Here is a 20,836-nt window from a genome sequence, read left to right as displayed (position 1 = left end):
TTCCTCTCGTCCGTGTATTAAGGGTAAACCGGGGTGAATTGCAGTCCTAACGTCTCATCCCAATCCATCGCCAAATTCAAATTCTGAATCGCTTGGCCGGCTGCGCCTTTGACCAGGTTGTCGATCACTGAGATAAACGTAATACGTCCTGTTCTCTCATCAACCGAGAAGCCGATGTCGCAGTAGTTGGTCCCCCATACTTCCTTAGTCGCCGGCCAAATGCCGCTTGGTCTAACCCGTACGAATCGCCGCCCTTCATAGAACTGTTGATAGAGCTCTACGAAATCCGCAGTCGTACGTTTATCTGTAAGCGTCGCGTACATCGTACACATGATTCCTCTAGTCATAGGAACCAGATGCGTAGTGAATGTAGTGATGACAGGAAATCCTGCCGCCTCCGAAAGAACTTGCTCGATTTCCGGCGTATGTTGATGTTTATTCAGCTTATATGCTTTAAAATTCTCGTTAATTTCAGAGTAATGAGAGCTAAGATTCAGCCCCCGGCCTGCACCTGAAACAGCGGATTTCGCATCAATGATGATACTGTCCGGCTTAATCCACCCTGCTTGAACTGCAGGATACAAACCAAGCAGCGTCGCCGTGGAATAACAGCCTGGATTCGAGATGAAATCCGCACCGGAAACGTGTTTGCCGTATATTTCCGCGAGTCCGTATATCGCTCGTTCTACATCCGCTTGCGGTGCAGGCTCATGTTTGTACCATTCACGATAAGTATCGCCCGATTTCAGACGGTAGTCGCCCGAAAGGTCAATCACTTTAAGTCCAGCAGCAAGAAATTCCGGCGCCAGCTTCATGCTTATGCCATGGGGAGTCGCTAGAAACACGACTTCTGCCTTGGACTTAATGAGCTCCACATCCACTCCGTCCAACAGGTCGGTGCGAATTTCCGTTAGATGAGGGAACCCCTGCGCTATCGGTGATCCAGCATTAGAAGAAGAAATGACCGAGGTTACGGTAACGTAAGGATGCGATTGCAGCAACCGAATGAGTTCAACGCCGCCGTAGCCGGTTGATCCCACGATCGCCGCGCGTATATTAATTGGATTCATAATAGCTCCTCCATGCATATAAAAAAGTAAGATCGAAATTATGAATTATTATACATCAAATGTATTATTTATTCAATGGTTGGATTCCATTTCTTTAAGCGTAATCATGCTCTTGAATGCCGCTCGTCATGAAAGCCTTCGCCCAATACTTCAGCTGCATTACTAATGATGACGAAAGCATCCGGATCCGCTTCCCGGACAAGCGCCTTCAGTCTCATGACCTCGTTCTGGCCAACAACCACGAGGAGGACAGGACGCGTATCCCCGGTATAACCGCCGACACCCGAGAGCTTCGTCAGCCCTCGATCTAGTTCATGCAGGATAGCACCGGACACGCGGTCTGGATCTTTGGAAATGATAAAAGCGGCTTTCGACGTTTGAAGACCCGTTTGTATAAGATCAATGGTTTTGCTGGTAGCGAATAAACCGATTAGAGCGTATAGAGCATTTTCCAAAGAGATGAATATACCGGCTGAGAGAATGACAAGCCCATCCAGAGATGCAATAGCCAATCCAAGTCTAATTCCAAAAATACGGTGTATGATCTGCGCGGCAACATCCATCCCTCCTGTCGAACCCCGCCCCCGGAATACAAGTCCGAGACCGATTCCCACTCCAAAGCCGCCATAGAGCGAGGCAAGCAGCGGATCGTTCGTCGGCGGGTCCAAGTGCGCAGTCAGAAGCACGAACAGAGGCAATACAATCGAGCCTACAGCCGTCTTAATGCCGAAATGCTTCCCAAGCACCAGAACACCCGCTATGAATAGAGGGATATTAAGCGCCCACTGGGTAAATGCCGGCGGAATATGCGTGAGATTGTTCAGAATGATGGATATACCCGATACTCCTCCGGAAGCGATACGATTGGGAAGGAGGAAGAGATTAAAGCTTAGCGCGATCAGAAATGCACCTATAAGTATGGATAGATAGCTAAAGAGACGACGAGTCCCCGGGGAAAAGCGGGGAGTACGGCGTTTATTAACCGCGGAAGGTAAGTACGAAGCTTTATCATTATGCTGGGCCATGGGTTCTCCTCCAATGAAAAAACTTCCACCACTTATTAAGTGTTGGAAGTTGCAGACTTAATTATGCATAACGGGCTCGCTTATTGAGCTTCCTGCTTTATTTGATGTCGTAAATAACCATCAATGAAAGGATCTAGTTCGCCATCCATAACCGCACCGATGTTGCCGGTTTCTACGGATGTTCTGTGATCCTTGACCATGCTGTAAGGGTGGAACACATAAGAGCGAATTTGGCTGCCCCACGCGATATCCAAATGCTCGCCTCTAACAGCGGCAAGCTCCTTCTCCTGCTCTTGAATCTTCAGCTCATAGAGCTTGGACTTAAGCATCTTCATCGCCATTTCGCGGTTCTTAATTTGCGAACGCTGCGTCTGGCAAGCGACCACAACACCTGTCGGAATGTGTGTTAGACGGATGGCCGAGTCTGTTTTGTTAATATGTTGGCCTCCCGCACCGCTCGCACGGTACGTATCGACGCGCAGATCCTCAGATCGAATATCGATTTCGATCGTATCATCAATCTCGGGCACGACATCACAGGAAGTGAATGAAGTATGGCGGCGGCCGGCGGAATCGAACGGTGAAATCCGTACAAGCCTATGAACGCCTTTCTCAGCCTTAAGATAACCGTATGCGTTGTAGCCCTTGATCTGGATGGTAACGCTCTTGATTCCCGCTTCGTCTCCCGGCAAATAATCGAGCAGCTCTACCTTGAAGCCGCGCTTCTCCGCCCACCGGGTATACATTCGATATAACATTTGAGCCCAGTCTTGCGATTCCGTACCGCCTGCACCGGGATGCAGCTCTAGAATAGCATCAAGCTTGTCGTATGGCTGATTAAGCAGCAATTGAAGCTCGAAGGAATCGACTTTGCCGGTTAGAGCTTTCACGCTCTCCGTCCACTCTATGATCATCGATTCATCCGATTCCTCTTCAAGAATCTCTAGCATATCCTCTAGATCCTGGCACTCCGTCGCCAATCCCTCGAATTGCTCGACGACTGACTTAATCGCATTCATGTCGGCTATGACAGCCTGGGCTTTCTCATTGTCATCCCAGAAATCCGGTGCGCTCATCTTCACTTCATAGTTCTCTATGAGCTCCTTCTTCAGATCTAAGTCAAAGAGACCCCCTGAGCTGCTGAAGTCGCTTCGCGTTACCGCGAAGATCTTGCTTAACGGACACATCTATCTCGAACATGTTCCAATCACCTCATGGAGTCTTGTGCACTGAGCACGGATATGATTATTCTATGCGTCCGTGGCACAATTTGAATTTCTTCCCGCTCCCGCATGGGCACGGATCGTTGCGTCCGACGCTGTTAGCATTCCGCGTAACTGGCTTCTTCGGACCTGCTTCAGCCTTCGTATCTACCGCTTGGCCCTCAGCTACCGCTTCACGCTTCGGATTACTCTGTACTTGCGCCTTCATGATGTACATCGTGATCTCTTCTTCAATCCGTTCAATCATCGAGAGGAACATGTTATGTCCCTCGAATTGATATTCGCGAAGCGGATCATTACCGCCATAAGCGCGCAAGTGAATCCCTTGACGGAGATGATCCATCGCATCGATGTGATCCATCCACTTGCTGTCTACTGCGCGAAGAACGACAACTTTCTCGAATTCACGCATCGTATCAAGCCCAATGTTCTCTTCACGCTCGTCGTATATCTTCTCGACAAGCTGGATGAGCATCTCGATCATTTCTTCTTTTTCCTTGCCCCATAGATCTTCCTTGGTCAGGCGATCCTCAGGCAGGAAGTGAGCATGAGCATACGCAACCAAGCTGTCCATGTCCCAATCTTCCGGAACCTCATTATCCGGGCAATGGCTCTCAACCGCTCGCGTAATGACAGAACGAATCATACCCATAACGATTTCGCGAATGTTCTCCGCATTCAGAATTTCACGGCGATCTCCGTAAATTCTTTCCCGTTGCAGGTTGATAACATCATCATATTGCAGAACGATACGGCGAGTGTCAAAGTTACTGCCCTCGACGCGTTTCTGGGCAGATTCGATTGCACGTGAAATCAGACGGCTCTCGATCGGAGAATCCTCGTCAAATCCAAGGCGCTCCATCATGCCCATGATGTTATCCGCACCGAAACGACGCATGAGCTCATCCTGCATGGAAAGGTAAAATTGCGAGGAGCCCGGATCACCTTGACGTCCAGCACGCCCACGCAGCTGATTGTCAATCCGGCGGGATTCATGACGCTCCGTACCCATAATGTGAAGGCCGCCCACTTCCACTACACCGGTGCCGAGAAGGATGTCCGTTCCGCGGCCTGCCATATTGGTTGCTATTGTAACAGTGCCATATTGACCGGCGTTTGAGATGATTGCAGCTTCTTCAGCATGGTACTTGGCATTCAGCACCTGGTGGCTGATCCCCTTCTTCTTGAGCATATCCGAGATTCGCTCGGAGTTCTCGATGGAAACCGTGCCGACTAGAACAGGTTGTCCTGTTGCATGACGACGTACAATTTCTTCGACGACCGAGCGGTATTTGCCATTCTCTGATTTATAGACAACATCGGGAATGTCGGTACGAATAGCCGGGCGATTCGTCGGTACTTGAACGACCTCAAGTCCGTAAATACGCTTGAACTCTTCTTCCTCTGTCTTCGCCGTTCCTGTCATACCGGCAAGCTTCTGATACATCCGGAAATAGTTCTGGAACGTGATTGTAGCAAGAGTCATGCTCTCATTCTGAACCTTAAGCTGCTCTTTCGCTTCAATCGCTTGGTGAAGCCCATCGCTATAACGGCGACCTGCCATTAGACGGCCGGTAAACTCGTCGACGATAATGACTTCTTCGTCCTGGACGACATAATCGACGTCCCGCTTCATAATATAACGAGCGCGAAGCGCTTGATTGACATGATGGTTAATCGTTACGTTATCGTGCGAGAACAGGTTCTCGATATTAAGCGCACGCTCTACCTTAGTGACCCCGTGCTCGGTCAAGGCAACGCTGCGCATCTTCACATCAACTGTGAAATCCTCAACATCCGTAAGTTTGTTGACGAGACGGTCAGCGGCATAATAGAGCTCCGTCGACTTCTGAGCTTGCCCGGAGATGATCAACGGAGTCCTCGCTTCGTCGACAAGAATGGAATCTACTTCATCAATGATGGCGTAGTTAAGAGGGCGCTGTACCATCTGCTCCTTATACAAAACCATGTTATCGCGCAAATAATCGAACCCGAATTCATTGTTCGTACCATAAGTAATGTCACACGCGTAGGCAGCTTGCTTCTCCTCATGAGAAAGTCCATGAAGATTACAGCCTACTGTCATGCCTAGGAATGAATAGATTTGACCCATTTCCGCGCTATCGCGCTGAGCCAAGTAATCATTTACGGTAACAACATGTACGCCTTCGCCTTTTAAGGCATTCAGATACACGGAAAGCGTACCTACGAGGGTTTTCCCTTCACCGGTTCTCATCTCGGCAATCTTGCCTTGATGAAGAACCATACCGCCAGCAAGCTGCACGTCATAATGGCGCTTGTTCAGCGTGCGTTTGGCTGCCTCTCTTACGACTGCGAAAGCCTCAGGCAGAATGTCCTCCAGTGTGTCGTCTTTGGCAAGGCGACCGCGGAATTCATCCGTCTTCGCGCGAAGCTGATCATCACTCAATTCGCTGATGGTGGACTCTAGGTTATTAATTTGGTCTACAGTTTTAAGAAGACGCTTCACTTCGCGTTCGTTGGCATCTCCGAATATTTTTTTGACAAGTCCGAGCATATAGGAAGTACCCCTCTCTCTGGCCGGGTCTAACAGCATCTTCTCATTTTAGCAGTTTGGTGAAAAGGGGGCAAGGAATGAGGTGGGATTGGTAAAATTATGAGGGTTCTAGCCCAGCAAAAAAGCCCCGGCTTCAATGAGCCGAGGCTTGTTTATTTAAGTATTATTCAGCAGATTCTATTAGTCCGTATTTTCCGTCATTGCGACGATAGACGACACTTACATCCCTAGTTTCCGTATTCGCGAAAACATAGAAGTTGTGGCCTACTAGATTCATTTGTAAAATCGCTTCTTCAACACCCATAGGCTTCAGGTTAAAACGCTTCGTTCTTACTAGCTCCAGATCATCTTCTTCATCATGTACGATTGTCGTTACGCCTTGACCGCCGGTATCTTCCTTGAAGAGCGCTCTTGCAGAGCCGGCCTGACGGAAATTACGGTTGATTTTCGTTTTGTGTTTGCGAATTTGTCGTTCTAGCTTATCTACTACAAAGTCAATTGATGCGTACATATCCTCTCTCTTCTCTTCGGCGCGAAGCAGCGCTCCAGGGAGTGGGATCGTAACCTCAATGGCCTGCTGGCCTTTGGTAACGCTTAGGGTTACGTTTACATCGGATTGGGGAGGAACTTCAAAATACCGTTCCAATCGACTCAGCTTCTTCTCCACGTAATCTCGAAGAGCATCTGTCACTTCCATACGTTGACCACGAATGTTGTATTTCATGGGCACTCCTCCTTTGCATGACTCTATGATAACATACCCGAAGCATACGTTTCAAAACATTCCGATGATTTATTTGAATTATTTGATAATTAAAATAATAGAGTGGAAATTGTTAACAGAAAATAAAAATACCCCGGATTTCTCCGGGGCGGCATGACAAGATATTATTGCAATTATGCTACAACTTGTATGAGTGTTCGACGCCAACGCGTCGTTATGATTAGACTCTTGTGACGTTAGCTGCTTGAGGGCCTCTTGCGCCTTGAACGATATCAAACTCAACAGTTTGGCCTTCTTCAAGAGCTTTGTAACCGTCCATTTGAATCGCAGAGAAATGAACGAACACGTCGCCGCCTTGCTCTGTTTCAATAAAGCCGTAACCCTTCTCCGCGTTAAACCATTTTACTTTACCTTGCATGTGCTAAACATTCCCTTCATATTCAAATGCGTGTAATCTAGGCAATAATGCCCAACCCACAATTCGAATATAACATCTGTGAAATATTTGTGTCAATGGTTTTTTGTAAGCGGATTCATTCTGTTTTTAATAGTTTAACCCCTTAAATGAGTTTCAATTGCATCTCGGCAAATGCAAAATCAAAAAAAGTGTCAATATCGACAGATCGTTCCCGAGGCATTATGTAGGCTTTTGTCTCGGGCTGCAAAAAACCTGTATGCTCTTCCAAATGTTCGCGATGTGAAACGTAGACCGCCCCGTTCAAAACGTAAACGGCTGGAAGCTTTTGACGAGAAACGTTCCGGTCCTCAGCATCCAGCAATGGTTTCATTGTACCGTTTTCATTAACGTTATACATCCAGAAAGGAGATTTATCCACAGTAGTGACTGAGACACAAGAGGAAGCGCCAGAATTGACCAGACACTCCAAGCAACCGTCTATATCGGCGGCTGACCGCAGCGGGGATGTAGGCTGAAGCAGGACAATAATATCATATCCGGACACTTCGCGGATCGCATGCAGTACAGGATCGATGCCGGGCGTATCATCCTGCGCAAGGTCTGCAGGGCGAATAAATGGAACATCTCCTCCAAAACGGCGGGACACTTCGGCAATTTCCGGATCGTCCGTGCTGACGATGCAACGGTCAATATATCGGGAAGAAGAGGCACAGGCAATGGTCCATGCGATCAGCGGTTTTCCTGCCAGTTCGCGGATATTTTTGCGTGGAACTCCTTTGGAGCCTCCCCGAGCCGGGATGATGGCAAGTACTTTTTGACCGTAGATCATAAGAACCCCTCTTGATACACTTCAACATTCGCCCGTTCAAAATCATCCATCCGTCCAATATCGATCCAGTACTCTCGGATTGGAAATACGGATGTATGCAGTTCCTTTTGGATGATCGCTTCAAAAAGGCTTGGCATGTCGAAATAAGTGTCTTTCGGAATCATTTGAAGTACCTCGGGATCTAAGACGTAGATGCCGCCATTGATAAAAAACTTTTGTACCGGTTTTTCTTCGATTTTACGCAGCCTGTTATTATCCACCTGGACAACACCGTACGGAATTTGAATCTCGTATTCTCGAACACACATCGTCGCCTTCGCTTTTGAATCCGCGTGGAAATCTACCAATTGGCGAAAATTTACTCTAGTCAACAAATCTCCGTTCATCACGATCAACGGCTGATCCGGAATTCCCGGAATCAGACTGAGCGCTCCTGCTGTACCCAGACGCTTGTCTTCATCTATGTAACGGATTTCGACACCCCATCGCGAACCGTCTCCAAAGTAGTCTTTGAGCATTTCCCCTTTGTAATTGACGGATAGATAAAACCGATGGAACCCGTTGGATATAAAACTTTCCAGAATCACTTCAAGAATCGGTTTCGTACCGACTTTCAGCAGAGGTTTTGGACAATCTTTCGTCAGTTCTCCCAGACGCGTCCCGAGTCCCCCGGCCATAAGCACGACCCAATTGTCCCGGCTGTTCCGCTGCAATAGCTCATCAATCAGTTCAAGCCGCACAACACGGCCTGTCTCGTCCAGCACGGGAAATTGGCGTAAATTCAAATACTGCATGACGCTTAAGATCATGTCCCTATCCATATCAATCTTAGCTGTGCGCGGCTCGCGGTTCATCACTTGCGATACAGGGAAATCCAAACCGACTCCTCGCAAAATACCCCGCCGAACGTCGCCATCCGTAACCGTTCCTATTAAACACTGTTCTCCATCCACGACAAGTGCAATCTGCACAGATCCTCTATCAATAATTTGGAGAGCCTCCAGAATGGTCGTATCTGGGGAAATAAATACATCTTCGGCTTTTTTCATCGAGTTCTCTCCTTCGCTGGTAGGCCGACAACAAGCGTGTCTGCCGGAACGTTTCTCACGACGACCGATCCGGCGCCGACCACGCTGCGCTCTCCGATTGAAATACCCTGAATGACCGTCGACCCGGCGCCGATCAAAACCCCGTTTCCGACATGGATGCCGCCACACAATGTCACTCCCGGCGCAACATGCGTATGGTCGCCGATGCAGCTTTCATGGTCGACAGACGCACGAGTATTGATCACACTGTTAGCACCGATCGAAGCTTCCGCCTGAACAACCGCTCCTGCCATCACCTGCGCGCCTTCCGCAAGGATAACGCTTTCCGCCACAACCGCATGATCATGAACCAGCGTTGCAAAAGAATAGCCTTGTCGTTTCATCTCTTCAAAAAGATGCTGCCTGCGAAAGGAACCGACGGCCCATCCTACCCCGTTCACTAGCGTAATATCTTGTGGAGGGTATGACGCAGGAAGCAGTTCGTTTCCAATAAATGGAATCAACTGCTTCTCTATTTGTTTTGAAGGCGTTAACGCCACATAACCGATAATCTGCCGTTTACAGCGAATCAACAAATCCAAACACACAAGAGCGTGGCCGCCGCCGCCCAGTAAAATGATAGGCTTCGAATCTATCACCATTCTATCAACTCATCTATCTCGTAGGACCGCTGCGCGGTGCGACCTAACAACACCCAGTACATAGACGGAGGAAGCCCGGTTCCCGGACGCTTGCAAGTTAGATTCGTTTCGTCTAGTATCTCACCTGCTTGAATCGATTGAGAGGCCACAATGCTCTTTCTCGCTGGAACCATGTTTTGGATCTCCGATGCTGCCGGCATCTTCACATGGCTGCCTAGAGCCCGTTCCACATTTCGTACCTGGCGGACGAATTCCACCAGTTCATGAGGTTCAAGCGATGCTTGATGATCGGGACCTTCCATCGTCTTGTCCAGCGTGAAATGTTTTTCAATGACGGTCGCACCTAGCGCAACAGCCGCTGCCGAAACTTCGCATCCCAAGGTGTGGTCAGAATATCCCGTGCGCAGTCCGAATGCTTGCTTCATGGTTGTCATTTTGTTTAAGTGAACGTCATCATAAGGCGTAGGATATTCCGTCGTGCAGTGCAGAAGATTTACATTGGCCTTGATCGCTTCCTGCCCAGCAACAGAACTGTATGCGTTGTGAAAGAGGGGCAAAGAAGGTTGTTCATTTCGGCTAGCGGTATATCCGAATGCCACCGCTCCCAATGCTTCTTCCACTTCTCCAAGCGTCGCCATGCCCGTCGAAAGAATAAGTTTGCATCCCGAACGAGCTGCCGCCAGCAGCAAAGGCAAATTCGTCAAATCTCCGGATGAAAACTTTAATTTTCTTAACCCGAATTCATGAACCAGCAGGCGAAAGCTATCTTCATCGAAAGGAGTGGAAAGAAACTCGATACCCTTTTCCTGACAATAAGAGATGATAGCTTGATGATCAGCGACCGACAACTCCAGCCGACGAATCATTTCCAACTGCGACTCATTCCGATCTGTCAACTTTTTCTGGTACTCCGCTTTCTCCGCATGCTGAGAAACGAGCTTGTCCGCTTTAAAGGTTTGGAATTTCACCGCGTCCGCTCCAGCTTCAGCCGCTTTCTCCACCAGCTTAAGCGCCAAGTTGAGCGATCCGTTATGATTGACTCCCGCTTCCGCAATGATGAATACGGTTGAACTCATTCCAATACCTCCTTCAGAAGCATTATAAGCTGATTATGTGATCCGAGCTTCATAAAAAGATTTAAATAAAATTCCTTCCAAAGGGATTGTCTTTAATATCTCTTTAACAACCGGCGCAGAATTTCCTTCTCCGTATAAGGACTTAGACTCCGGCAGCTTAGCTTGAAATTCCGGGGACAATGCCAGTTGCACCGATTCAATAATCTCCTGGCAAGTATCGCCGCAATCGATTACAGAAGAACCCTTTACCCTGCCCTTCTGCCTTTGTCCGATGTTTACCGTAGGCTTGTGAAACATTGGCGCTTCAAAAATGCCGCTGGATGAATTTCCGATCACCACATCCACATATTTCAGAAGACTTAAATATTTCAACTGACCGAGAGAAACGAACGATACTGCTCGCTCCCGGTTCTTATTCACATATTCATCGATCATCTGTGAAATGATGCGGCCATCCGTATCAGCATTCGATTTAGTAAAGATGATCTTCGCATCCTTGAAATGATCTAGCGCACGAAGAAGCATTTCCATATACTCGGCAGGAGATTGACGGGACAACGTTAATGGGTGGTAGGTGACGAGAAAACAGCGATTTCCCAGCTGAAAGGTAAGAGAATGCTCCAACTGTTCCCGAGACAATAGAGATAAACGGTGGACATTATCCAAACCTACGGCGCCCACATTAAACACCTTATCCGGCTGCTCCCCCAATTGAATCACTCTTTGGCGGTATTTCTCCGTGGCGGTAAAGTGCAAATGCGCCATTTTCGTTATGGAGTGCCGGATAGCTTCATCCATAACACCCTCAGTGCTTTCCCCGCCATGAAGATGGGCGATGGGTATTCTGGCGATCATAGCCGCTTGGGCCGCAACCATGATTTCATAGCGGTCTCCGAGCAATACAACTGTATCTGGGCGCAAACGCTCAAACGCATCTGCAAACCCGATCAGTCCCAGCCCCATCGACTTTGTGAGCCCGACCGGAGTGTCGCTGGAAAGCAGCATTTCCACCTTCGCATCGATTTGAAAACCGTCCTGTTCGATATGGCGGTACGTCAACCCGAACTCGGGAGACAGATGCATCCCAGTGACGACAAGCTGAAACTCTAGCTCAGGATCATCCTGTATTTCCTTCATCAACCAGTAAAGCAACCCGGATTCCGCTCGGGAGCCGGTTACCACACATAGCTTTCTCATGTTCCCTCCCTGAAGATCGAAGGACCGCTTGGCAGGTTAATGATCTTCCCTTGCAAATCGACAGTAACTGGCAGTTCCATGCGAGGACAATGTTGATACATAGGAAGTTGATGCAATGGCGTCCACACAGGCCTTGTCAACATACCGGCTTCGTTGGTGCGCTGTAAAATCTCATCTCTCACTCTGATATCAGCCGTTTCCAGAATGATGGCATTTAACCAGTAATTGCTTGTTGCATAATCGGGTTCTTTGAAGAAAGAAACACCTGGCACCGACTGAAAACGTTGTTCGTAAGCATCCGCCAAACGGCGTTTCCGAGTCAAAAAATCAGGAACTTTTTCCAGCTGCGCGCAGCCGAGAGCCGCGTTGATGTTGGGCATCCGATAGTTATACCCGACGCGATCATGCTCAAACGACCACGAATGCGGAATTTTGGCGGTCGTCGTCAGATGTTTGGCCATCGCAGCTAACTCCTTATCTTGAGTGAGAATAGCCCCGCCTCCACCTGTGGTCATGATCTTGTTTCCGTTAAAGCTTAGAACTCCAAAAAGACCGAAAGTTCCCGTCGATTTACCTTTATAGAGGGAACCCAGGGACTCTGCTGCATCCTCGATGACAGCGAGATCATATTGCTCCCCCAGACTGAGAAGAGCTTCCATATCTAAAGGATGTCCGAATGTGTGCATGGGGACGATAGCGCGAATTCGCTTGCCTGTTTTCCGGTTGTACAATGCCCCATCACGTGTTTGTTCGCCAATTTCCCGCAAATATTCACCCAGCCTAATCGCATCCAACCCCAACGTCGAAGTGGAAACATCCGCAAAATGAGGAACAGCCTGACAATAAGCAATCGCATTCGCCGTAGCTACAAAAGTAAGAGACGGAACGATTACCTCATCGCCAGGCTTGACTCCCGACAACAGCAAAGCGATATGAAGTGCGGCCGTACCGTTCACAACGGCAACCGCGTGCCGAGAGTTCGTGAACGCGGCCAGTTCGCCTTCCAATCGGTCGACAAACCGCCCGGCGGAAGAAACCCATCCGGTATCCAGACACTCCTTGACATATAACCATTCATTTCCGGAAAACTCGGGTTCATGCAGAGGAAGGACACCGTCATCGCTCCCGGCGATTTGCCTGATCACGTCGACGATTGTCGATCCTAATAGCTGTGCATCTTTCTTCATGAGACCGACTCCCTCTGAGCTCGATGCAATATCAGATATTGTACAAATCGGCTTTATAATGTTTCAGATTCGAAGCTTGCGTGAACCACTCGATCGTCTGTCGAAGTCCTGCTTCCAAGCCAATTTCCCCGGCATACTGCGGCTTCCAGTTCAATAATAAATCCGCCTTCCGGTTATCCGCCCAAAGACGCTCCACTTCACTTTTTTCAGGACGCATACGCTGATGGTCCATATCCATTTCCAGATCCACATTCATCAAGCGGGAGATCATATTCGCCGTTTCGCCAACGGATATTTCGAAATTGCTACCGATATTGATCTCTTCCCCAATACTCCGCTCCGATTCCATAAACGCGATGAATCCTCGAACGGTATCCTCGACATAATTGAAATCCCGAGTTGGATGGACAGATCCCAGCTGAATTTTATTTTTCCCCTGCGCAAGTTGAGTAATGATCGTTGGGATAACGGCTCGGGCCGACTGTCGGGGACCATAGGTGTTAAACGGGCGAATGATCCCAACCGGCAATCCGAATGAGCGATAAAATGAAAGAGCCATTTGATCAGCTCCGATTTTGGACGCTGAATAAGGGGATTGCCCTTGCAAAGGATGTTTTTCATCTATCGGTACGTACAATGCAGTGCCATAAACCTCACTAGTGGAAGTATGCACTACTTTGCTGAGTTCAAGCTGCCTTGCGGCCTGAAGAACGTTTAACGTCCCCTTGATATTCGTATCTACATAAGTATCCGGAGAATGGTAGGAGTATGGTATAGCAATCAACGCTGCCAAATGCAGAACAGCATCGCAGCCACCAAGCGCCTCTCTGACCCCGTTCGGATCCCTAACATCACCAGCAAACACTTCGAATTTTCCACGGACATCTTCCGCACAGTGATCGAGCCAGCCCCAGGAATTAAAGGAGTTATATAGTACGAAAGCACGCACGTCGTATCCGCGACGTACGAGCGCTTCTGTTAAGTGAGAGCCGATGAATCCATCGGCTCCCGTAACCAACACTTTTCGAAATTTAGCCATAAATTGCTGCTCCTTATCGTTACAGTTCTTCGGCTGCCGCCATTTGCATCCGCAACTCGACTCTGCGCACCGCTTCCTGTACGATTTCATTCAACTGAGGCAAACAGTTTTTCATTGCATTTATAAAGGTTCCCAGCACTTCGCAGAACAAATCAGCCTTCTTGATGACATTTTTCTCTTGAGCCAGCTCTGGAAGATTACGATCATATTCAAGAACTTCGATTGGGATAGCCACTGCGATTAAGGCTGTGAAGAGCTCGTTTTTCATAATTGGTTCCCACATCTGTTCGATTTCCACCATTATATTTTGACACTTGTTCGGCTTCATTCGCCCTAACCCCCGAAGCCCTCCAAGTTTCTGTTCGATCCGCTTCAGAGTCGTTTCCATCTTAGCAAGCTTCCCTGGCATTTGAAACAAACGATTTGTTATCTCCATCTTGCGCGATTCGCTATATGGTTGCAAATATTTTGCCATCGACTCGTCCATGAAATTATGAGGAACGATTACATTTTCCGAACGCTTCAGCACACTCTCCATCTGTTGCCATTCCGTGCACTTGATTTTAGCCCCTACTTGTGAAGTATTGATAAACCGGATACCCGGATACATTTCAAGCACTTTTTCAATTTCACTTAATGTAACGCGCATCATTTTATTGGTCCGATTCATGCCGCCTCGAACATTTTCGACTTGCATATCAGCCGTTTCAATCATAGAATCGCTTTGTTCCTGGCTTACGTGTTTGGCACCGGGAGCATAAATGTGTGTGCCGGGGTACGAGAAGTCCTGACCCGTAAAAACTATATCCTTGCATCCCATATAGATGGCCCCTTGAATTGCCGGTCCGGTTACGGAAGGGGGAGAACTAAAAACGGGGTCTTCCATTGTCCATCCGACCGTGTAACGGGAGGTTAAATCACCATCAATCAAAAAGTGAAATAGCTTATTCTTGTTCTCAATAATTTTGTTTTGGATCAACGGATTATATAGAAAAGGAACGTCATTCACATCCAGATGACTAAACGCATCATAGTTGGCTTCTGAACCATCCACGGATACGATCAAATGCGGGGTAATACCAAAATGCTTCAAAGATTGAATTGAAGTGCCGGCGGCAATGATCAGCGCATGATCTTTCAGCTTCCTCAGCGTCTCGATATCCGCCTCCAAAGAGGGTCCCGCGCCAACAATGACCGCGGTTATACCCTCCAGCTTATCTTGTAATCCACGAATCGAGGGGGTATTCACAATATGAGCTATATTGAACAGCTTGTTCTGAAGCCATTGAAATCCGAACACATTCCGAGTTCGTGTCGATACCTCAAAAAGCATGATGGCTGTTTTGGCATCCTCAAAAAAATCCAGTTTTTTGCGGATATCCAGTCTATCATACACAGGAATAGCGGTGATAGCCGTTTTACCTTTTTCACGCCTCGCAAAGTAATAAAACGCAGAATCTCTTAACGTTTTATTCCAACCAGCAATAAACAATTTAATATTGATCTGAGAGAATAACTCCTGAAAATCGACAGCTTCCATGGCGGCAAGAAGTAATTGTTCATCCGGCTCGAAAATAACCAGTTGATGTTCCGGATACTTACGGGCCAATTGCAGCATGTGGTAACCCAAACCGAAACCGAAAACGAGTACATTTGATTTGCCGTTTATCGTTTCGGCGATCGATTCTGCCCATCGTTCAGCTTCGTGATGCGGATCGTAATGGCTGTAAAAGCTAATCATTTTGTTGTCTGCTGTAGCTACACAAAGATTGGGAAGTCCATTTCGGGCATACGTTACCTGATAGCGGGAACGATCCAGTTCCAAGCCGCGGATAGCTTCGTACACATGAGCAAAATGTTGCTTCAAAAAGGCAAGATTCGCAGCAAACCGGCGTTCTTTAACCGGTTGTTCATCGCCAAGCAAGGACTTAAGATGTAGAAACAATGAAGCAAGTTCATACTGGATATGATCTCCTGCCTGAACAAACTCTTCTTCATCAACGTGTCTGTTCAACGTTTCAAATTGCTCTGAAAATTCCGAAATAAAATTTGCAAATACAGGGAAAATGGTAGCATAGTCTCCTATTTGCACAAGTTCGTTATGAACCGTTTTTGATGCTCTATATAGATCGTCCATTGCTTGCACCAATTGACCAAACATCTGCCAGGTTTGCTCCGTAACTGACTCGTAAAACAACTCCGAGACGTCTTCACAGGCTTCGATCAATCCCGGTAAAAATCGTTTTATTTCATCCAATGCGGATTCAATTTCAAAAGTCTCGCCGCCCATCTCGGTACCTCCATCTATTCATCAAAACGAAACGAGCATGTATCTATTGCCTAGTCGTCATTTTTGCTTGTTAAACATAATACTGTCTTGAAAGCCCGGAGGGTTGTATGCTGCTTTCTGTTTTTTGGATGTATTCAGGCGATTTAAGCCTTGCATGGCCTCATCTTTCAACCTTTGCATATGACGCATAATGACCGGATCGTATTGTAAAATTTCTCGAATCAGGAGCTTTTCCTGCTGCGTCAATTTCCCTTTTCGCTCCACCGCCTCGGTTAACGCCTGTCTTGTTTCTACAAGCCGTTCAACTCGTTCATAATCCGGTGGTTGATCCAGTTGGCTTACCTGCCGCGACTCATCCAGCACTAACCGGAGCAGTTCATCCATGATGAGCTGATGAAACAACCTGTTTAGCAGCTTGTGACCATGCTTCCTTCAAATCTATCAAGTGAGACAGCACTTCGTCTGCGGGTTCCTTGCTCTTATTCATGTTTGCTGTAATGAGTAGGTGCAGCATGTACTCATAAATACGTGCAAGATCAGTTGAAAGCGGGTATTGAAAATTTAGCGAGGCTATCAGTTCATGAATAATATTTTGCGCTTTAATCAGGTTATAGTTAGCTTTTTCAATGTTGCGCTTTTCAATGGATTCAACACCCTGCCTGACGAACCGGATTGCGCCGTCATACAGCATGATAATCAGTTGTGCGGGAGATGCCGTCTGAACGGATGACTGTTGATATTTCTGATAGGGGGTTGATATCATAAAATTTCACTCCTTAACTCGATGCCCCGAATAAACTACCGGCTTGCGCGCTATAACGGTTCATTGCCGTCTCCATGGCCGTAAACTGCTTATAGTATCGCGTCTCAACCAAGGTCAGACGACGGTTCCAATCGACCAATCTCGAATCGATCGAAGTTAATTGATCGCCAATGGTGCTGGACGGAAGGAACGCGGTGTTTATGTCCGTACTATATTTGGAGGTTCCCGCTTTTGTAGCCAGTTCATTTAACGCAGCCATTACGACGTTGGATAAACGGTTAAACAAGCCGTTGTCAGGGTTTGTTGGCGACACCTTCAAGGTCGGATCGGTTTCTGTTGTTTGCTGCGTGAAAAATTTCATAACTTGATCGGGATCGGCTTCAATCGCTGCGCGAAGCTTCGCTTCATCCTGAATAACCAGCTTGCCACGATATTCCCATGTACCTGTCGTTATACCAAGAGAAGCCAATTCGACTGACGTACCTCCGACTGATACATTTGTAATCGAGGCAAGCCTTGCATCGCTTACCATCTTAGAAAGTGAGGAGTCGCGGCGGAGAAGGCCGCTCTTCGCTTTTTCCTCCCACAGCCTAATTTCGTCCTCTTTCATACCTGCCCTCTGGTCAGCGGTCAAAGGCGGATATTTGCGGTATCGCTCTTCATTCAGCTTGCCGTTAACTAAATCGAATATATTGTTATAATCTTGGATAAAAGATTTGATTGTATCGACAACTTTATCCGCGTCGGTCACGACGTTTAATGTAGCTGCCGTTCCGCCAGTCGGCGCATTCAGTGTAATTTCGACTCCATTTTCCGTAAACGTGTTGCTTGAGCGGGTAGTGGCAATCCCGTTGATTTTAAGGCCGGTGGTATCTGCCCCTGCGGTTGATACCGTCAAGTTGAAATTGGCAAGAAAACCCTCGGGACCGTCAGTGACTGTGATGCTGCCAGCACCGGTCGATTTCGAGGTAAGCGACATCATTCCGGTTGCACTGTCCAGAAACGCATTGACTTTCGCGTCGCTGCTGTTGATGGTCGAGACAACCGACGCCAAAGAATCCGATTCACTAACTGTAATCGTATCGGAAGAAGCTCCGTTCGTGATCGTAAATGTCACATTCCCGGAACCGTCGGGCGTATAGTTAATGGTCCCCGCAGTCTTCAATTCGCTTAGCGTCTTGCTAGTGTCTACCGTTCCTATGCCGGATGAGCTTGTCAGACTGGCGGCAGTTGCCAGAGTGGTCACTTCTACAGTCATCGTACCCGCTACAGCGCCTGAATTTGCCTTTGCGCTGACAGCAGTTGTATTGCCGGTGATGTTGACTTGCTTGGCTCCGATGGAGCTTTCCAATCCGTAATTTAACAGCTTGTTGTTGCGGAAGTCTACCAACTTGATATTAATGTCCCGATATTGCTCCCGCTGCCATTCCAGTGTCGTTCTCTTCTGCGTCAGCTTATCGAGCGGCACACGCTTCGCTTTCATCAAGTTTGAAACGATTTCGTCAATATCCAACCCGGACGAAAAACCTGAAATCCTCATATCTCTTCCCTCCTTAGTTATACTCTTTCGTCAATTAATATACCGGCAAATTCCATCATCTTCGCAACCAAATCCAGCGTCTTTTCCGGAGGAATTTCACGAATGACCTCACCTGTGTCCTTGTTGATGACTTTCACCATGATGGTGTTCGTCTGTTCGTGCACCTTCATTTCGAACGATGTTGATGGACCTTCCAGCGCTCTAATTGCCCGGTCTATAGCCCTGACCAACTGCTCTTGGCCGACTGATATTTTGGTACCCTGATCTTCCGCTTTTTGCAATTCCTTTCCTGTACGAACCTGAACTTGTTTCGAGATCGAATCCTGAGATCCGGCAGGCGGCTGGTAAGTTTGCTTTAAGGGTTTAGAGGGTTGAACTGGTTGAATCGGTGTTTGGGAGGCATTATTGGTCGTTTGCACATTCATCTCGGTCACTCCGTTCTTCAATCTTGTTACCTTATATATCGACGGTTGGATACGAATTGTTTAGCTTTTTTTGCTGCGTGCGCAAACGAAAAAAGAGACCCTGGATAAACCAAGGTCTCTGTCGAACTTGCTTTGGACGATTAACGAAGAAGTGAGAGAACGCCTTGCGGTGCTGAATTTGCCTGGGCAAGCATTGCCTGAGCCGATTGCAGCAGAATTTGGTTCTTCGAAAGGTTGACCATCTCTTTCGCCATGTCCGTATCACGGATACGGGATTCGGCAGCGGTCAGGTTCTCGACCGTCGTGCCGAGGTTGTTCGAAGTGTACTCCAAACGATTCTGCTTGGCACCGAGTTTGGCGCGTTCCGTTGAAGCGTTGGTGATCGCCGTCTCGATATTAGCCAAAGTTGTTGCGCCATTAAGACCAGTTAACCCAGTGTTGGCGACACCCACGACAGTGATCACTTGAGCGTTGTCATCGGTTTGAATCGTCACGTTAGACGTGATGTTAATACCGTTGAATTTAGTGTTATTAAGAATGCTGTCGATTTGTGAACCAAGTTGAGTCATCTCTGTAGTGATGTTTGCTTTATCAGTTGCAGAATAAGTACCATTGGCCTTTTGAACGCTCAGTTCTTTCAACCTTGTGAGCATTGCACTCACTTCGTTCATCGCACCTTCCGCCGTCTGTACGAAGGAGATGCCGTCCTGTGTATTGCGCTGTGCTTGTTCCAGACCGCGGATTTGTCCACGCATTTTCTCGGACACCGCCAAGCCGGCTGCATCATCAGCTGCACGGTTGATACGTAGACCGGAAGACAGCTTTTCCATGCTTTTGCCTGCAGCGGAGTTGTTCAGAAGCAGGTTACGGTGAGTGTTTAACGCTTCGATGTTGTGATTAATACGCATGATTCATTTCCTCCTTGAGTGGGTAAACTTCCACATCCATGTGGATTCGGCTGGTTCCGATCGGCCGCCCGGAACCTGCTCTGATTACTTTATCGGATGCCGGGACGAAATGTATTATAGCTGCTCGAAATTTTTTTTCGTTTTTTTGATTTTGTCTGCTAGACTTCGGACATCCAGTTGCAACCCGGCAGCATCGCGGTTTGTTTCCTTGATCGAGGTGAGCAGTTCCTTCCGTACGATCTGGACTTCCCTCGGAGCGGATATCCCTAATTTAATTATGTCGCCGTCAATTTCCAGTATCGTCACTTCAATCTGATCTTGTATAATGACGGACTGCCCTTTCTTGCGGGAAAGCACCAGCATCTGTTTCCGCTCCCTTCTATTTCGTTGCATCCAGCGCTAACAACCGATGTCTGGTCGTATAGTCTGTTCGCGAGAGAACCAATTGCTTGCCTGATCTCGAACTATTATTTATGACAACGGGAGCAACCAAGTTGGCAGTCGCCAGCTCAAGTTCACCAGTAACGCTCACGATTGTTCGGACGATGATTTGATTGGTCGACTCTATTTGCAATTCCCTCATTGCAAGTTCGGGCAATTCAAATTCGTAATTTGGGAAAAATTCAAACGGATCGATTACAATGAATGCCAGTTCTCCATCATCAACTGATTGTAAATAGGCTAAAGGAGCTTGTTCTTCAATTACAATCAGCATAAACCGGTGCGACTGCTCAAATCCAGGAATCCCCTCAGAAAACTGTATAATGTCCTCTTCCCTTACTTCTAGCTCGCCAAACCTCGCCGTGTTCAGTTTCATGTAGCTTCCCCCATTGTTGAAAATAAGAAATAGCTATGGCGCGCGATCCCGCCTATAGCTATCATACCCTGAACCTGAT

21 protein-coding genes are annotated in these 20,836 nt (G+C 47.7%); all 21 read right to left on the bottom strand.

Going from position 1 to position 20,836, the window contains the following annotated elements; genetic code table 11:
• Positions 1-17 precede the first annotated feature (17 nt).
• Entirely contained in the window at positions 18-1,070 is a 1,053-nt protein-coding gene (gene argC / locus ACESLK_RS16990) for an N-acetyl-gamma-glutamyl-phosphate reductase (RefSeq protein WP_373230811.1), read from the bottom strand.
• A 104-nt stretch (positions 1,071-1,174) separates the two neighbouring features.
• Positions 1,175-2,095, bottom strand: coding sequence for a YitT family protein (locus tag ACESLK_RS16985; protein ID WP_373230809.1), 921 nt, complete (start codon positions 2,093-2,095; stop codon positions 1,175-1,177).
• A gap of 80 nt (positions 2,096-2,175) precedes the next feature.
• A protein-coding gene (gene prfB / locus ACESLK_RS16980; protein WP_373230807.1) for a peptide chain release factor 2 occupies positions 2,176-3,295 on the bottom strand; the annotation gives its coding sequence in 2 pieces (ribosomal slippage) (positions 2,176-3,216 and positions 3,218-3,295; 1,119 coding nt in all).
• 45 nt (positions 3,296-3,340) lie between these two features.
• Positions 3,341-5,854 carry a preprotein translocase subunit SecA gene (secA, locus tag ACESLK_RS16975; RefSeq protein WP_373230806.1) on the bottom strand — a complete coding sequence of 838 codons (2,514 nt, stop codon included), beginning with the start codon at positions 5,852-5,854 and terminating at the stop codon, positions 3,341-3,343.
• 163 nt (positions 5,855-6,017) lie between these two features.
• Entirely contained in the window at positions 6,018-6,578 is a 561-nt protein-coding gene (gene hpf / locus ACESLK_RS16970; protein WP_373230805.1) for a ribosome hibernation-promoting factor, HPF/YfiA family, read from the bottom strand.
• A 220-nt stretch (positions 6,579-6,798) separates the two neighbouring features.
• On the bottom strand, positions 6,799-6,996 hold the full coding sequence (locus ACESLK_RS16965; protein WP_115993872.1) for a cold shock domain-containing protein: 198 nt from the start codon (positions 6,994-6,996) through the stop codon (positions 6,799-6,801).
• A 142-nt stretch (positions 6,997-7,138) separates the two neighbouring features.
• A complete protein-coding gene (locus ACESLK_RS16960; protein ID WP_373230803.1) occupies positions 7,139-7,825 on the bottom strand; it encodes an acylneuraminate cytidylyltransferase family protein in 687 nt (228 codons plus the stop codon).
• Positions 7,822-8,874, bottom strand: a complete 1,053-nt coding sequence (locus tag ACESLK_RS16955; RefSeq protein WP_373230801.1) for a nucleotidyltransferase family protein — start codon at positions 8,872-8,874, stop codon at positions 7,822-7,824. Before ACESLK_RS16955 ends, ACESLK_RS16960 begins: the two co-directional genes overlap by 4 nt.
• Positions 8,871-9,515: an acetyltransferase gene (locus ACESLK_RS16950; protein WP_373230800.1), complete on the bottom strand. Its 645-nt coding sequence runs from the start codon at positions 9,513-9,515 to the stop codon at positions 8,871-8,873. Before ACESLK_RS16950 ends, ACESLK_RS16955 begins: the two co-directional genes overlap by 4 nt.
• Positions 9,509-10,591, bottom strand: coding sequence for an N-acetylneuraminate synthase (gene neuB / locus ACESLK_RS16945; RefSeq protein WP_373230799.1), 1,083 nt, complete (start codon positions 10,589-10,591; stop codon positions 9,509-9,511). The genes ACESLK_RS16950 and neuB overlap by 7 nt, the downstream gene beginning before the upstream one ends.
• A 33-nt stretch (positions 10,592-10,624) precedes the next feature.
• The gene (gene neuC, locus ACESLK_RS16940; RefSeq protein WP_373230798.1) at positions 10,625-11,788 is read right to left on the bottom strand and encodes a UDP-N-acetylglucosamine 2-epimerase; all 1,164 of its coding nucleotides are present in this window, start codon (positions 11,786-11,788) and stop codon (positions 10,625-10,627) included.
• Positions 11,785-12,975, bottom strand: a complete 1,191-nt coding sequence (locus tag ACESLK_RS16935) for a LegC family aminotransferase (protein ID WP_373230797.1) — start codon at positions 12,973-12,975, stop codon at positions 11,785-11,787. The genes neuC and ACESLK_RS16935 overlap by 4 nt, the downstream gene beginning before the upstream one ends.
• A 31-nt stretch (positions 12,976-13,006) precedes the next feature.
• Positions 13,007-14,014 carry an NAD-dependent 4,6-dehydratase LegB gene (locus ACESLK_RS16930; RefSeq protein ID WP_373230795.1) on the bottom strand — a complete coding sequence of 336 codons (1,008 nt, stop codon included), beginning with the start codon at positions 14,012-14,014 and terminating at the stop codon, positions 13,007-13,009.
• A gap of 19 nt (positions 14,015-14,033) precedes the next feature.
• Positions 14,034-16,304 carry a motility associated factor glycosyltransferase family protein gene (locus tag ACESLK_RS16925; RefSeq protein WP_373230794.1) on the bottom strand — a complete coding sequence of 757 codons (2,271 nt, stop codon included), beginning with the start codon at positions 16,302-16,304 and terminating at the stop codon, positions 14,034-14,036.
• A gap of 57 nt (positions 16,305-16,361) precedes the next feature.
• Complete coding sequence (fliT, locus tag ACESLK_RS16920; protein WP_373230792.1) at positions 16,362-16,688, bottom strand: flagellar protein FliT; 327 nt, start codon at positions 16,686-16,688, stop codon at positions 16,362-16,364.
• Positions 16,681-17,067 (bottom strand): flagellar export chaperone FliS, encoded by a 387-nt coding sequence (gene fliS, locus ACESLK_RS16915; RefSeq protein ID WP_373230791.1) that lies wholly within the window; start codon positions 17,065-17,067, stop codon positions 16,681-16,683. Before fliS ends, fliT begins: the two co-directional genes overlap by 8 nt.
• Before the next feature lie 13 nt (positions 17,068-17,080).
• On the bottom strand, positions 17,081-18,607 hold the full coding sequence (gene fliD, locus ACESLK_RS16910; protein WP_373230790.1) for a flagellar filament capping protein FliD: 1,527 nt from the start codon (positions 18,605-18,607) through the stop codon (positions 17,081-17,083).
• A gap of 17 nt (positions 18,608-18,624) precedes the next feature.
• Entirely contained in the window at positions 18,625-19,032 is a 408-nt protein-coding gene (locus ACESLK_RS16905; protein WP_373230789.1) for a flagellar protein FlaG, read from the bottom strand.
• A gap of 140 nt (positions 19,033-19,172) precedes the next feature.
• Positions 19,173-19,940: a flagellin N-terminal helical domain-containing protein gene (locus ACESLK_RS16900; RefSeq protein WP_373230788.1), complete on the bottom strand. Its 768-nt coding sequence runs from the start codon at positions 19,938-19,940 to the stop codon at positions 19,173-19,175.
• A gap of 114 nt (positions 19,941-20,054) precedes the next feature.
• Entirely contained in the window at positions 20,055-20,303 is a 249-nt protein-coding gene (gene csrA, locus ACESLK_RS16895) for a carbon storage regulator CsrA (RefSeq protein WP_373230787.1), read from the bottom strand.
• Positions 20,304-20,319: 16 nt separating this feature from the next.
• Positions 20,320-20,757: a flagellar assembly protein FliW gene (fliW, locus tag ACESLK_RS16890; protein ID WP_373230786.1), complete on the bottom strand. Its 438-nt coding sequence runs from the start codon at positions 20,755-20,757 to the stop codon at positions 20,320-20,322.
• Positions 20,758-20,836: the final 79 nt, after the last annotated feature.

It is taken from the genome of Cohnella sp. (assembly GCF_041640265.1).
Lineage (GTDB): Bacteria > Bacillota > Bacilli > Paenibacillales > Paenibacillaceae > Cohnella.
The sequence above is the reverse complement of the archived record's forward strand: the minus strand, read 5'-3'. Positions and strand labels throughout refer to the sequence as shown.